The sequence below is a fragment of the Paenibacillus terrigena DSM 21567 genome (assembly GCF_000374845.1).
Lineage (GTDB): Bacteria > Bacillota > Bacilli > Paenibacillales > Paenibacillaceae > Paenibacillus_K > Paenibacillus_K terrigena.
In genome coordinates, this window is the sequence record NZ_KB895413.1 from 284,085 (window position 1) to 297,687 (window position 13,603).

Consider the following 13,603-nt stretch of genomic DNA (forward strand, 5'->3'; position numbering starts at 1 on the left):
CGCTCTATTGGGTATTCCATTAATTCTTGCGGGCATTATATCGCCATTTGTTACAAAGAAGAAGGACCTTACTAACTATAGAGTTATCTGTCCGACGTGTGGTTTCGAGGTCTTAACAACTAAGAAGCCAGGGATAACATGTAAAGCGTGCAAGAAAAGGATGGTCTTAAAAGGAGATAGATACATAAAAATAGATTGAATTATTTAGAAGTCCGCAAATAGCTTGCGGGCTTTTTATTTTTTGCTGAGGGGAGCACACATATGAAATTACGCCAATTACTAGAATGTACGATAGACGTGACGAAGCCAGTTTCGGAATTGTCCGCAGTAATCACCGCAGTATTATCCGCAATCCCTAACGTCGACCAGCGCGCGGATGTCCTGCGCCAAATTGACGACGAAATAGTTACGGCATTACTTGCGCTAGAAGAATCAAAAACGGAGGAGACCGCCGATGACGGAAATGGACATATTTAAGTACTTCCTCTCGCAGGGACCGTTCGCCGTGATGTTCGTGTGGCTGCTAGTCTACGTTATGCGTGCGAATAAGGATCGTGAAGGCCGCCTACAAGATTTGCTCGATAAATTTAGCGATAAGTATGACGTGATTATATCGGAGATTCGCGATATTAAAGAGCGATTCCCTCACGGAAAGGAGTGACGCTATAATGACGCTCGCAATTGAATATGTACGTTCCAGGTCCGCGTCTAGATTGGTCGGACTTTTTCCCGTAGTTAAGGCGGCCACAGAAGCGCTTATTGATCGGTGCTTCAATCGTGGTATACCGATCGTCATTACGCAAGGCCTCCGGACGATTGCGGAACAGGACTCGCTATACGCACAGGGGCGCACCAAGCCCGGCCAGATCGTAACAAACGCTCGCGGTGGCTACTCGAAGCACAACTTCGGTATGGCGATCGATTTCGCGCTATTGATGCCGGACGGAAAATCGGTGTCATGGGATATAAAGCGCGACGGCAACTGCGACGGTATAGAGGACTGGGGCGATGTCGTATCGGAAGCGAAGGCACTCGGCTTTGAGTGGGGTGGCGATTGGCGTTCGTTTAAGGATTATCCGCACTTCGAGATGACGTTCAGCCTATCTACCGCTGATCTTCGCGCAGGCAAGCTTCCTACTCAGGCTCAGATTAACGCAGCATATACGAAAGTAAAAGGAGATGATTGCGAAATGACAGTGGAAGAGAGAGCAGCATTCAAGTCGTTACAAGAAACGGTAGAGGCGCAAGCCAAACGGATCGCAACGTTGGAGGGCAACGCTAAAATGGCGGAGATTCCGACGTGGGCTGTTGATGCGTGCGTGGCCGCTAAACGTGCAGGCGTACTCGATACGACGGCTGGTGGTTCGTACGATTTCTACCGGCTAATCACAGTTATGCATCGGCAAGGATCTTTCAACGTCAAGGGGGCGGTATAGATGGATTGGAAACGTAAATTGGCGAGTCGGAAATTTTGGGCGTTGGTGGCGGCGTTAGGTACTAGCGTATTGGTGGCCGGTGGTGCAGGTGCGGAAACAGTGACGCAGGTTGTCGGCATTATTGGCGCAGTCGGTGCGGTTGTGGCGTACATTTTCGCTGAAGCGTATGTTGACGGGAAGAGAACGAACAAAACTGAATAACGTTAGAATAGCGCCCACTGGCGGAGTTGAACGTATGACTTCGTTGATGGGCGCTTTTTCTGTTTTAAATTTACCTTTTTTGTTTCTTAAGTAAAACGTAAAAGTTTTTAAGAATTTCTAAAAAGAGACTAAATAACGAGAGCTTTCGAGCAATAAACATGATAAGCAAGATAACAGATAAATAAACGATCCTCATTGGAGCAAGATCAGTTGCTAAGTATTGCAGTTCTAATTTTACCATCCACCCAAATACGAATGATAATCCACACGCCGTCATAAGACGTACAACTAAAAATAAGAAATCTGAGTTCATTTCGTGCTTCCTCCTAAGAAATTGATGAACTTGCTTTGATTCTAAATACATATCACCTTCTTTCAAAGAAAAAGAAAAAAAGCACCAACAAAACCCAAAGATAGGATTTTATCGGTGCTTCCGATTTAATGGTTATTATTCAATTAATTCAAAGTATAACGAAGTGGTAGAAAGAATTCAACAATTCCTTAGAGCATTTTATTATCAATGTATAATCACTTGCTCATGTTCCTCTAAATCATGGCGTACAAATTCGGATATGTCAAGCCCCATATACAAACGCATTCGCACCGAAACGTCCGCCTGCACTAGCGACCAAAGCATCGAAAATTCACTGTGATAGCCGCGACATTGATACTTGGCCTCGATCCCTTTTGCCGTCCGGACCACCTCGTAAACTTTGATTCCGCTGTTACGCATATTTCGTCGCACCTCCGCCAGCACAGTTGTCGCCCTCTGCATGCCGCATTGGATTACGTCGACATACGGATCGGGCGTTTTTAGCATGCTGAACTTACCGATGATATTTGCGTCGCGTTCGAATACCGATAGGACAACCGGAATTATCAAGAAGCTTTTAATTAGTGAGTAGTCTTCGTTGCTCATCCTTGGTGCTGCCATAGACGTAGATACCTCCTAAATAACACGAACATATATTCGTATAATAACATTTAATAATTGCAAGGTCAAATTTTTGCTTCATTATATAGAAAGAAAGCCCCAGGATCGGGGCGTTGTGAATTATTTGAATTTAGCTTTCCCTCGCTTTTTCTCGTTGCCTTTGTCTATTAGGCTCATAACTGGACTCGCGTTGATATGTTGTTCACTCAGATCCATTTTCGTGTAACGTACATATTTCTCCGTCATCGCTAAGTCGGTGTGGCCTAATATTCTCATTAAAGCAATTGGATCGCCGCCGTTTCTCAAAAATTTAACTGCGAAGTAATGACGAAAAGTATGAGGGGATACGCGCGGCCCTTTTAATTTTGCTCGCTTTGCATACAGCTTTAACATCTTACCAAATGTATCACCAAAATAACGCTCACCGAATTGAGTAAGCCATAGGTAATCATTATCCTCGACGTTCATATATGAGATCAGCTTCTCTAACTCCTTTGCAGTAATTTTAGAAATCGGAGCAACGCGAGTCATCTTTGTTTTTGCTATCTCGGCCCTTACCACGATTTGATTCAGTTTGAAGTCTATGTCGGATATTAACAATCCCGTCAGCTCTTTTATTCGCAACCCTGTATCCACTAATACCAACATCATTACATAGTCGCGCAGTCCAGTATATACCCGTCGATTTGGCGCATTAAGTAGCGTTATTACGTCTTGGTCCGTAAAAACTTCGAACGTGTCTTTTTCTTCAAGTTGGTATTTTACGGAATCCATCGGTGAATTAAGAATAATCCTCTCACTAACAAGATAGTTGAAGAATATTTTTAAGTTTCGAATAACGTTGTTAATTGTACGAGTAGATAAGCCTTTAACACCGGTAGGACTCGTAGGATGGTCATCCCAACGTTTCTTCTCGAAGGAAAGGTAATGAATGTACTCACGCATAACTTCCGAATTAATTTCGGAATGTTCGGATTCAGCGTACCATTTCGTAAATTGATCGAGTACTTGACGGTATGCATCGATTGTCTTCGGCGCCCGTTTTTCGATCCGTTTTGTGTATAAATATTTTTCTTTCTCCGCAAATAAATCGATATTAACGGATGCTTCCCGTTTAGTTATAAACGTAAATTTCGGGTCCGATCGTTGGATTTTCGTAGACATTTAAACAACCTCCATAGCGATAAACTTAGCGGTCATCGTTCCGATAAAGTGGCTAAATATTTGTTACGGAGTTTATCGCAATTGACAAAACGTAATACGTCGTTCCCGAAAACTTATCGGCATCCGTTCGCATACATACGAACACCTTCAGCCCTTGGTACGCATGGACGCGTGGCAACATCGACAGCATCTCGTACTTGTTCGGCTACACAATCAATATCTCGAAGTCGAAGCCTACCAATTCAGAATTCATTGCGATGGTGGCGGATAAGCTGCGGATTGAGCATAAGGTGAGCTGAAAGTGAAATAATAGAAAATAAAAAGGCTGCAATTCGCAGCCTTTTTTGCGTTATCAGAAGCGTGTACATATAATGTTCAATAACATGATGTTTGTTGGATTTTCCGTTGAATATCATGTATCATGGCAGTTAAACTAGCATTTACATGCTCCATCATAATGTACATAGGGAGAGTATTTGATATGGAACATCATGAACCGAACATTGATCAGAGACTAACGAATCTCACTCGTCAAATAAATGCGTTAGATGAGAAATTAAATGTGATCTTGGAGTTTTGTTTGAAACAAAATGGTTATTCGCAGGAATTAAAAACGGATTTAAATGATCTTAGGGAAGAGATGAAATCCATGAAGATGCTCTCAATCATGAATCATGAACCTAGAGCAGCTCATTCAAGTGTTGTATCTGTCGGTGGATTGACAGCAGAACCGATGATACTACAGCCTACAGCAGCAGTTCCCTCGCAGCGTAAAGTATGTCCGGAATGCGGGGCTGTCGATCAAATGGAACAAATTAAGGACACCATCTACGATGAGCATGGGAATGTACTACGTGCAGATGCTCCTGCGCTGGAATGCCAAATTTGTGGAGAGATAGTTCATCTATAATGAATTGTATTTTCAAGTAGAAACCGTCCAGTACATGTACTAGACGGTTTTTGTTTTGTACTTATTGTTGGTCTTCAGCAGATTGCGCAGCAGCCGAGGATTGATTTGTAAAAGCTTCAGCCGCTTCTTCCGCAGAGAACTCTGTATCGGATGTATTCGCAGCAGGCATTTTATTGAGTTCTGTGGATTGAACCTCCGCTTTTGAAGCTTGATTGTGAGAATTATTGTTCATGTTGACACCTCCTTCATTCCATAACAGCCATAGGTTTCCACGATTTGTGATTTTCATGCACGATAAGTGGAATTTTTATTACAACTTGTTACTAGATAGAGATTCCTATTTCGATCTTTTATTTACAATAATGTAATTTTTCATTTCTTCATGGAATCCAGTATCTAACTTTTATTTACAAAAACAAGTGGTTTTAGAGACTAAAGTCCTAATTTAATAGTTACAAAAACGTAACTTATATGAATTTGGTCCGATAGTAGGTTTAGAAGACTACTGGTATAGTAAATAGAGTAATTGGAATTGAACTCAACAACTCAATAGTAAAAGTCAATGTTGCAATATTTTTACAGTTTAATTACAAACACATCACATTCATAAGCGGTACTGTAAATCGCAGTATCGGACATCAGGGAGGATACTTAATCATGAAAAAGATGTTACTAGGCCTTATTATGTGCACTATGGCATTCCAAATGGGTGCAACGACAATCAGTGCAGCGAGCGCACCTGTCGCAAATCAGACAAGCTCGAATTTGGGACAAGGTTCAAACACAGCGAACTTGCTAGTTGATGAAAGCGATCCGGATCTGCCTAACTTGGAAGAGGTATCGACATTTGCGGCGGCGTCATCTAGAGCAGTTCAGACAGCTGCCGGCGCCAAACTTGCAACAGTGAAAAATAATGTGAATTTGCGAGTAGGACCTTCTACAGCAACAAGGGTACTGCGCAATCTGCCAACAGGTGAGAAAATAACAATTCTGGGTCAAGCGAATGCAAGCTGGTACCATGCACAAGACAGTTCAGGTAATATCGGATACTTGAGCACCGCAGCGAAATATCTTAATATTACGGGAAACGCAGAGTCAGGCCGAATTGTCGCAAGAGTAAATTTAAGAACCCAACCATCAACGAATGGATCAATTATTAAGAAATTAGAATCTGGCCATGTCGTAGGCATACTGAAGAAAGCCGATGCTAATTGGTTGCAAGTATGGGATGGAGAAGGTCAGGTTGGTTACATAAGCTCTAGCAGTAAATATATAGCAATTGGCGGTACGGTTGCTCCAACGCCGTCTTCGTCTCAAGTCGAGAAAGTCATAACTACAGGAAAGAAATATTTAGGTGTCCCTTACGAGTTCGGATCCGATCGTAATACGACTAAAACCTTTGATTGCTCTGATTTTGTCAGACAAGCCTATAAGGAAGCGTTAGGTATTGTATTACCATCGGATTCTCGCAAGCAGGGTGCTTGGGTGAAGAGCAATTCAACAGCGAAGAAAAGTATTGGCTCATTGAAACGCGGAGATCTGATGTTCTTTATGTCCTATAAAGGTTCCAAAGCTTCCGATTACAATGGTGTGAATAAGAACACGGAACGGATTACTCATGTGGGAATCTACCTTGGAAATAATCAAATTTTGCACACGTATTCTACCAAATCAGGCGGTGTTCGGATCGATTCAATCCAGAATACAGCTTGGGAACATCGTTTCTTATACGGCGGTAGTGTCGTTCAATAGAAGTGTATTGTGGAGAGCCCTCTGAACCAGAAATGGAATCAGAGGGCTTTTTATAGCTGGGAACCTCCTGTTGGAGGCAGAATACAATAGATGGAAGAAATGAACCGGAGGAGGTGAGGTGTACGATGGCATCAAGTCAACATCCCGATACGCAGAGAAATGATTTATTTAATCGAGATCATAATCACTTGCATGCCAATCAACGTCACCCTTATCTCGATTTATCGATACAGCAGTGGGCTGTGATCATTGCATTATTCTCAAATGCCCTGTTCATCGAATCTGTCATTGTCAACCGGAATAAAACGATTCAAGTAATTCTGGCAGGAGATTTCAGTAAAATGACGGGCGCATTCTCGCCGAATAATCTGACAGATGGTTCATTAGCGTTGTTCGAAGCATTAGAAGCGGCGGAAGAGGCAACACATTCTCACATACAACACCACCATCTGCCGCACCGAGACGCGGTTGAAAAGAAAGATGTGGTCAAGTCGAAGAAAAAGAAAAAACGAAGAATATGACGAACAGGCCCCTTGCTTCTTTCGCATCGCAGGTGACGATGGAAATGTAACAAGGGGTCTGATTGATAATAAATTATCCCTGCGGTCTCGCCCGCTTCTTCTTAAATCGTGGTGCCACATAATTCCGTTTACGATCGCGATAGAATGTCCATCCTCCAATGAAGATGATGCCGAAGGCGAAGAGGACAAGCCCACCAAGGAATGGGAGCCATGTAAAGTCCGGCGATATTCCCGTATTGCCATGTTCTGAGAAATAGCCGAATAAGGCATCTTTCATAAGAAGAAATCCGTAGGTCGCAGCAAGACCGGGGATTACGAGCAGCAGAATTGCGATAAATCTGGAGATCATTAGTTTCATAACTTGCCCTCACCCTGAATTTGAATATATTTCTATCATACAATGGTTGGGAAAGGTTGTCTAATGAAAGAAGCTTGCTTGGTAAACATCTCAAAACAAGGTACAATAGTCACAGGAAAACGAAGATGAAATGAATGTGTACATATCGGGAGGTTCGAGAAACGATGGCATTGAACTATGATGTAGCAGTACTTGGTGGCGGGATCGGCGGCTATACGGCGGCGATACGCGCAGCCCAACTCGGTAAGAAAGTGGCGATTATTGAGCAAGATTTACTTGGGGGCACTTGTCTTCATCGAGGCTGTATCCCGAGTAAGACATTCCTGCGGAGTGCAGAGGTGTACGCAACACTTCAGGAACGTGAGCAATTTGGTATCTTTGCAGACAACATTTCCGTACAATTTGATAAAATACAGCAGCGCAAAGCAGGTATTATAAATCAGCTTCATCGCGGCGTTATTTACTTGATGCAAAAAAATAAGATCGATGTTATCCAAGGAAAAGGGCGCGTAATCGGACCCTCGATCTTCTCACCAAAGAGCGGTGCAGTCGCTGTCGAGTTGCAGGATGGGGAGATGGAGACGATTGTTTCCACGAATCTGATTATTGCGACGGGTTCACGTCCGCGCACACTACCCGGCATCGAGATTGATGGACAATATGCAATGACAAGTGATGAAGCGCTAGACATGAAGGAATTGCCTACATCGATCATCATCGTCGGTGGCGGCGTGATCGGGGCTGAATGGGCATCCCTTCTAAGCGATTTTGGTGTCGAGGTGACTGTCGTAGAAATGGCTGCCCATTTATTGCCGACGGAAGACCAAGAGTTAGGCAGTGAATTGCAGCGGTTACTGAAAAAACGTGGTGTGCGTGTGCTTACCGGAGCAACGCTTCATTCAGAGAGCTACAGCACAGAGAATGGACACGTCCATATTCAGGTGACAGTAAAAGGATCGCAAGAGACGCTCCAGGCTGAGAAGCTGCTCTTATCTGTCGGCAGACAAGCCAATGTTCATCAAATCGGTCTGGAAAATACAGATATTAAAGTGGATCGCGGCGTCATCGTCGTGAATGAATACATGCAGACGACAGAACCACATATCTATGCCATTGGCGATGTCATTGGCGGGCTTCAACTCGCTCATGCCGCAGCGCACGAAGGGATTGTTGCAGCGGAACGCATCGCAGGTCTCCATCCGCACATGGCAGAACCGCATCTTGTACCGCGTTGTATCTATACACGTCCTGAAGTGGCGAGTGTAGGGTGGACGGAGAAGCAGGCGACAGAGCAAGGAAGACAAGTGAAGGTGGCGAAAGTCTCCTATAAATCCATCGGTAAGGCGCTTGTCTATGGAGATAATAATGGATTCGTGAAAGTGATTGCGGATCAAGAAACGAATGATATTCTGGGTGTCCATATGATTGGTCCTCATGTAACCGATCAAATCTCGGAAGCTGTACTCGCGCAGATTCTCGATGCAACACCGTGGGAAGTGGGGCAATCCATCCATCCGCATCCGACTTTATCAGAAATTATGGGTGAAGCCATGCTTGCAATTGATGGAAAAGCGACAGGGATCTAGGCATGTCTGGATTAAAGAACATTTTCTTTTTTTCTGAAAAGGGATTATAATATGTTTATCTCCTAGTCTTAGTACCAGGTTATAAAACCAAACGGGAAGAAAAAGGATGGTGTTTACGTGAATTCAGAAACTTCCGTACAACAACAATCGAAGCATGAAATGCTCGGACTTAGTCATCAACAAGTCATTGACATGTACAAATATATGCGTATGGCCAGGATGTACGATGAACGCTGTCTCGTACTGCAACGTGCGGGGAAAATTAATTTCCACGTGTCAGGGATCGGTCAAGAAGCAGCGCAAGTGGCTGCAGCCTTCGCCTTGGATCGCGAGAAAGATTATTTCCTTCCGTACTACCGGGATTATGGATTCGTACTCGCCGTTGGCATGACCTTGAGAGAATTGATGCTCTCGCTCTTCGCCAAAGCGGAAGATCCGAATAGCGGCGGCCGTCAAATGCCAGGACATTTTGGAAGCAAACGTCTTCGTATTGTTACGGGTTCAAGTCCAGTAACAACGCAAGTGCCGCATGCGGTAGGTATTGCACTCGCAGCGAAGATGAAGAAGAAAGATCATGTCTCATTCGTTACATTCGGTGAGGGATCCAGCAACCAAGGGGATTTCCATGAAGGTTGTAACTTCGCGGGTGTTCATAAATTACCTGTCATTTTTATGTGTGAGAACAATCAATATGCCATTTCGGTGCCGGTACATAAACAGTTGGCTGGCAAAGTGAGTGACCGTGCGCTTGGTTATGGGTTTCCAGGTATTCAAGTTGACGGGAATGATGTACTTGAAGTCTATCGTGTCATGAAGAAAGCTCGTGAACGTGCCATTGCCGGTGAGGGTCCAACGTTAATTGAAGCGATGATGTATCGTTTGTCTCCGCACTCTACGTCAGACAATGATCTTGCTTATCGTACGAAAGAAGAAGTCGATGAGAACTGGAAAAAAGACGGTGTCGTCCAATTCCAAAAATATTTGATGGCATGCGGAATCTGGTCTGAAGAGCAAGAAGTAGAGCTGGTAGCGTCGATTGCCAAGCAGATCAAAGAAGCAACGGAATATGCCGATCAAGCACCATTCCCGAAACCGGAAGATACGCTGCTTCACGTGTATGCTGAAGATGGAGAGGTGAATGCATAATGCCGGTCATAGAATATATTGATGCGATTCGTCTAGCGATGCGAGAAGAGATGGAGCGCGATGAAGATGTGTTCGTTCTTGGGGAAGACGTGGGTACGAAAGGCGGCGTGTTCACGACGACGAAAGGTTTGATGGAACAGTTCGGGGAAGCTAGAGCACTTGATACACCGCTAGCCGAATCTGCGATCGCGGGTGTTGCGATTGGAGCGGCGATGGTCGGCTTGAAGCCGATTGCTGAGATGCAATACTCTGATTTCATGTTCCCTGCAACCAATCAGATTATTAGTGAAGCAGCAAAAATCCGCTACCGCTCGAATAACGATTGGACATGTCCTGTCGTGATTCGTGCGCCAATTGGCGGGGGGATTTTTGGCGGTCTATACCATTCGCAATGTCCTGAATCGGTATTCTTAGGAACCCCAGGTCTGAAGATCGTTGCGCCATACTCCGCGTATGATGCGAAAGGTCTGCTCAAAGCAGCGGTTCGTGACCCGGATCCAGTTATTTTCTTCGAGAATAAGAAATGCTATAAGCTGATTACGGGCGATGTTCCTGCGGACGATTATGTGGTGCCGATTGGCAAAGCAAATGTACTTCGTGAAGGAACAGACATTACAGTCATCAGCTACAGTCTTCCGCTTCATTTTGCCATGCAGGCTGCTGAAGAGCTTGCGAAGGAAGGCATTAGCGCTCATATTCTAGATCTGCGTACGATCCAACCGCTGGATAAGGAAGCGATTCTAGAAGCCGCGAGGAAGACAGGCAAAGTGCTCATTATTCACGAGGATAACAAAACAGGCGGAGTCGGGGCCGAGGTGTCCGCGATTATTGCCGAGGAAATGCTCTTCGAGCTTGATGCGCCAATTATGCGCCTATGCGGGCCAGATGTACCTGCGATGCCAATTAGTCCGCCAATGGAACGGTTCTTCATGCTCAATAAAGATAAAGTTCAAGAGGCAATGCGTAAGCTGGCATTATTCTAACCACAAATAAAATTGATTCGTTTCGCAGCAAACGGAACATTCAAATTCTATTTGGCGATAAAACCTACCTCTAACGCGGTCGCTCATCCTTGGAGTGCCCCGAATTGGAGGTTTTCTCATGGTTCAATCGTTGCCTCTGGGTGACGTATATTGAAAAAGTTCAGGAGATGAGAGTATGTCAAAACCTACTACATTCGTGGAGATCACGATGCCGCAGTTCGCTGAATCGCTCGTATCAGCGACGATTGGAAAGTGGTTGAAGCAGCCTGGAGATCCGGTGGAGCAATATGAGCCCCTCTGTGATGTCATTACCGATAAAGTAAACGCTGAACTGCCATCGACGGTTGAAGGGGTTCTGCGTGAAATTCTCGTGGAAGCTGGAGAGACTGTCGATGTCGGCACAGTGATTGCATATGTTGAAGTTGCAGGTACAGGAGCCAATACAGCACCGGAAGTTTCTAGCAGTACGGTGGCAAGTGAGGAGCCTGTATTACAAGGCGATCAGAGCATGAGACACCGCTACTCGCCAGCTGTACAACAGCTTGCAGGAGAACATGGTGTAGATCTGAATCAAGTGATCGGCACAGGTTTAGGCGGGCGCATTACACGCAAAGATGTACTGCAGTTCGTGGAACAAGGCCAATCGGCGGGCAAAAATACAGCGTCGGAGCAAGCCGCACCTTCGAATCAAGGGGGATCATTCAACCCGGTCCGTCACTCCGGATTGCATTTGTCTGAATCGCCGCGTATTCCGAAGATTGAAGTGGAGAAACAGCAGACGGTCGGAAGTAACGAATATTTCATCGATGTTACGCCGATTCGTAATACGATTGCGCGCAATATGCGCCAAAGCGTAACAGAGATCCCACATGCTTGGACGACGATTGAGGTCGATGTGACGAATCTTGTGGTACTTCGTAACAAGTACAAAGATGAGTTCATGCGTCGTGAAGGCATTAACCTGACGTATCTCGCGTTCTTACTCAAAGCTGTCGTCAATGCGATCAAAGACTATCCAATCATTAACTCCGTTTGGGCCGTTGACAAAATTATTGTGAAAAAGGATATTAACTTATCCCTTGCCGTCGGAACGGAAGATTCAGTACTTACGCCGGTAATTAAAAAAGCCGATACGCTGAATATCGCCGGACTTGCTCGTGAAGCTGATCGCCTTGCGAAGGCAACGCGTGCAGGTACGTTGAAATTGGATGATTTGCAAGGCGGTACCTTTACCATTAACAATACCGGGTCCTTTGGCTCGATTCTCTCTTATCCGATCATTAACTATCCACAAGCGGCGATTCTTACGTTCGAGTCGATCGTTAAACGTCCTGTCGTCATTAATGACATGATTGCTATACGTTCGATGGCGAACCTCTGCTTGTCTCTAGACCATCGGATTCTAGACGGCGTCATCTGCGGTCGCTTCTTGCAGCGCGTCAAAGAGAACATGGAAAGTTATGATCTCGATACTAAATTGTACTAAGTTTTCGTGTTCAAAAAGTCGGCTTTTCAGCACCTGAAAGTTTTCAAAGAAAACTTACATCGTAAGAATATGCTCAGGTTGCGTGAACGCGAAGAGCCTATGCTTCCGTTGCGAGTTTTTCTTCGATAAACTTTAGAGGAACGGAGTTTAGGCAAAACCTAAATGAGTACCTGTAATGTTTCCAGAGGAAACATACTTCGTAAGCGTAGGCTCTTCGAGGGTGAGGGCAAGATTCGATGTCGATTGGCTACATGAAATACTTCGTGATCAAAAGATGACTTTTTGAACAACCTATAAGTGTACTTTGGAAAGCGTGTGAAACAATAACATGAGTCAGACACTACAAGTCAATTACTATCCGATGATGGAATACGGCCAGGCTTGGGATATGCAGAAATCACTCGTCAAGCAAATCGATCGAGAAGAGGCTTCCTCTTCTCTGATCCTGCTCGAGCACCCACCGACCTATACCATTGGTTCACAGCGACATCCAGAACATCTGCTCTTGAATGAGGCTGAATTGCAGGAGAAGGGTATCTCGGTATTCGAAATTGATCGCGGCGGCGATATTACGTACCATGGCCCGGGTCAATTGGTGGGATATCCACTTGTCATTCTGGATGGGGAAAAACTAGATTTGCGCGGGTATTTAAGACACCTGGAGCAAGTCATCATTAATTATTTAGCGAAATATAATATTGAGGGCAGTCGTAAGCCCGATTATACAGGCGTGTGGGTTGGAGATACGAAAATAGCCGCGATCGGAGTCAAGTTCAATAAACGTAGACACCGGCGCGGCTTCGTGACGAGCCATGGATTTGCATTTAACATTAAATCGGGAATCCAGTATGAAGGATTCACCGGAATCGTTCCTTGCGGCATTCAGCAGTTCGGCGTGACCTCGCTTGAAGATATCACGAATTTGCCTTTTACCGTGGAGCAAGTGGCTTCCGAGATCATTCCATACTTCTTGGAAGAGTTCGGATTTGAGCTTGTCCAGCAATAATTAGGAGTATAAGAACGGCTCAATGACCATGAAGAGGGTTGATCCCACCATGGCTGCCAGCATGAGATAAACAACAACGCGAAACCATTTTTTTTGATTCATTAGGATGTATTCTCCTTT

The 13,603-nt window shown here is 44.8% G+C and carries 18 protein-coding genes and 1 pseudogene; 13 read left to right on the top strand and 6 right to left on the bottom strand.

The features are described 5' to 3' along the window. Positions 1 to 261: 261 nt before the first annotated feature. The 4 genes from C558_RS0105365 to C558_RS0105380 are packed head-to-tail and all read left to right on the top strand — an operon-like array spanning position 262 to position 1,637. Positions 262 to 477: a hypothetical protein gene (locus tag C558_RS0105365; protein ID WP_018755214.1), complete on the top strand. Its 216-nt coding sequence runs from the start codon at positions 262 to 264 to the stop codon at positions 475 to 477. Further along, positions 455 to 661 (top strand): BhlA/UviB family holin-like peptide, encoded by a 207-nt coding sequence (locus C558_RS0105370; protein WP_018755215.1) that lies wholly within the window; start codon positions 455 to 457, stop codon positions 659 to 661. Before C558_RS0105365 ends, C558_RS0105370 begins: the two co-directional genes overlap by 23 nt. A 7-nt stretch (positions 662 to 668) precedes the next feature. Then, positions 669 to 1,436 carry a M15 family metallopeptidase gene (locus tag C558_RS0105375; RefSeq protein WP_018755216.1) on the top strand — a complete coding sequence of 256 codons (768 nt, stop codon included), beginning with the start codon at positions 669 to 671 and terminating at the stop codon, positions 1,434 to 1,436. Next, positions 1,437 to 1,637, top strand: a complete 201-nt coding sequence (locus tag C558_RS0105380) for a hypothetical protein (protein ID WP_018755217.1) — start codon at positions 1,437 to 1,439, stop codon at positions 1,635 to 1,637. Positions 1,638 to 1,707: 70 nt separating this feature from the next. On the opposite strand, the gene C558_RS0105385 is transcribed toward C558_RS0105380, so the two are convergent. From C558_RS0105385 to C558_RS0105395, 3 genes are all read right to left on the bottom strand, one after another. Next, positions 1,708 to 1,950, bottom strand: coding sequence for a hypothetical protein (locus tag C558_RS0105385; protein WP_018755218.1), 243 nt, complete (start codon positions 1,948 to 1,950; stop codon positions 1,708 to 1,710). Positions 1,951 to 2,154: 204 nt separating this feature from the next. After that, a complete protein-coding gene (locus tag C558_RS0105390) occupies positions 2,155 to 2,571 on the bottom strand; it encodes a YhjD family protein (RefSeq protein WP_018755219.1) in 417 nt (138 codons plus the stop codon). 120 nt (positions 2,572 to 2,691) lie between these two features. Further along, a complete protein-coding gene (locus tag C558_RS0105395; RefSeq protein WP_018755220.1) occupies positions 2,692 to 3,735 on the bottom strand; it encodes a tyrosine-type recombinase/integrase in 1,044 nt (347 codons plus the stop codon). Between the two features lie 161 nt (positions 3,736 to 3,896). On the opposite strand from C558_RS0105395, the pseudogene C558_RS33005 reads away from it, so the two are divergent. Together C558_RS33005 and C558_RS0105400 are read left to right on the top strand one after the other, a co-directional pair. After that, positions 3,897 to 4,034 (top strand): annotated as a pseudogene (locus C558_RS33005) (sporulation initiation factor Spo0A C-terminal domain-containing protein); the annotation flags it as partial. Between the two features lie 182 nt (positions 4,035 to 4,216). Further along, positions 4,217 to 4,645 carry a hypothetical protein gene (locus C558_RS0105400; protein ID WP_018755221.1) on the top strand — a complete coding sequence of 143 codons (429 nt, stop codon included), beginning with the start codon at positions 4,217 to 4,219 and terminating at the stop codon, positions 4,643 to 4,645. Between the two features lie 61 nt (positions 4,646 to 4,706). Here the strand turns inward: C558_RS0105400 and C558_RS34195 are convergent, their stop codons facing one another. Continuing rightward, positions 4,707 to 4,877, bottom strand: a complete 171-nt coding sequence (locus C558_RS34195) for a hypothetical protein (protein WP_018755222.1) — start codon at positions 4,875 to 4,877, stop codon at positions 4,707 to 4,709. Between the two features lie 425 nt (positions 4,878 to 5,302). Here C558_RS34195 and C558_RS30460 point away from each other — a divergent pair, with 425 nt between their 5' ends. Beyond that, complete coding sequence (locus C558_RS30460) at positions 5,303 to 6,397, top strand: C40 family peptidase (RefSeq protein WP_018755223.1); 1,095 nt, start codon at positions 5,303 to 5,305, stop codon at positions 6,395 to 6,397. 125 nt (positions 6,398 to 6,522) lie between these two features. Then, on the top strand, positions 6,523 to 6,918 hold the full coding sequence (locus tag C558_RS0105415) for a hypothetical protein (RefSeq protein ID WP_018755224.1): 396 nt from the start codon (positions 6,523 to 6,525) through the stop codon (positions 6,916 to 6,918). Between the two features lie 73 nt (positions 6,919 to 6,991). Here C558_RS0105415 and C558_RS0105420 read toward each other — a convergent pair whose 3' ends face one another. Next, complete coding sequence (locus C558_RS0105420; RefSeq protein ID WP_018755225.1) at positions 6,992 to 7,276, bottom strand: DUF2627 domain-containing protein; 285 nt, start codon at positions 7,274 to 7,276, stop codon at positions 6,992 to 6,994. Between the two features lie 164 nt (positions 7,277 to 7,440). On the opposite strand from C558_RS0105420, the gene lpdA reads away from it, so the two are divergent. The 5 genes from lpdA to lipB all read left to right on the top strand — a co-directional run bounded on the left by lpdA (position 7,441) and on the right by lipB (position 13,483). Then, complete coding sequence (gene lpdA, locus C558_RS0105425) at positions 7,441 to 8,862, top strand: dihydrolipoyl dehydrogenase (RefSeq protein ID WP_018755226.1); 1,422 nt, start codon at positions 7,441 to 7,443, stop codon at positions 8,860 to 8,862. A gap of 159 nt (positions 8,863 to 9,021) precedes the next feature. After that, positions 9,022 to 10,008: a thiamine pyrophosphate-dependent dehydrogenase E1 component subunit alpha gene (locus C558_RS0105430; protein WP_156826024.1), complete on the top strand. Its 987-nt coding sequence runs from the start codon at positions 9,022 to 9,024 to the stop codon at positions 10,006 to 10,008. Beyond that, a complete protein-coding gene (locus tag C558_RS0105435; RefSeq protein ID WP_018755228.1) occupies positions 10,008 to 10,991 on the top strand; it encodes an alpha-ketoacid dehydrogenase subunit beta in 984 nt (327 codons plus the stop codon). The genes C558_RS0105430 and C558_RS0105435 overlap by 1 nt, the downstream gene beginning before the upstream one ends. A gap of 175 nt (positions 10,992 to 11,166) precedes the next feature. Beyond that, positions 11,167 to 12,477 (top strand): dihydrolipoamide acetyltransferase family protein, encoded by a 1,311-nt coding sequence (locus C558_RS0105440; protein WP_018755229.1) that lies wholly within the window; start codon positions 11,167 to 11,169, stop codon positions 12,475 to 12,477. Positions 12,478 to 12,805: 328 nt separating this feature from the next. Continuing rightward, the gene (gene lipB, locus C558_RS0105445; RefSeq protein ID WP_018755230.1) at positions 12,806 to 13,483 is read left to right on the top strand and encodes a lipoyl(octanoyl) transferase LipB; all 678 of its coding nucleotides are present in this window, start codon (positions 12,806 to 12,808) and stop codon (positions 13,481 to 13,483) included. On the opposite strand, the gene prli42 is transcribed toward lipB, so the two are convergent. After that, positions 13,484 to 13,585: a stressosome-associated protein Prli42 gene (gene prli42, locus C558_RS33010; protein ID WP_018755231.1), complete on the bottom strand. Its 102-nt coding sequence runs from the start codon at positions 13,583 to 13,585 to the stop codon at positions 13,484 to 13,486. Positions 13,586 to 13,603 lie beyond the last annotated feature (18 nt).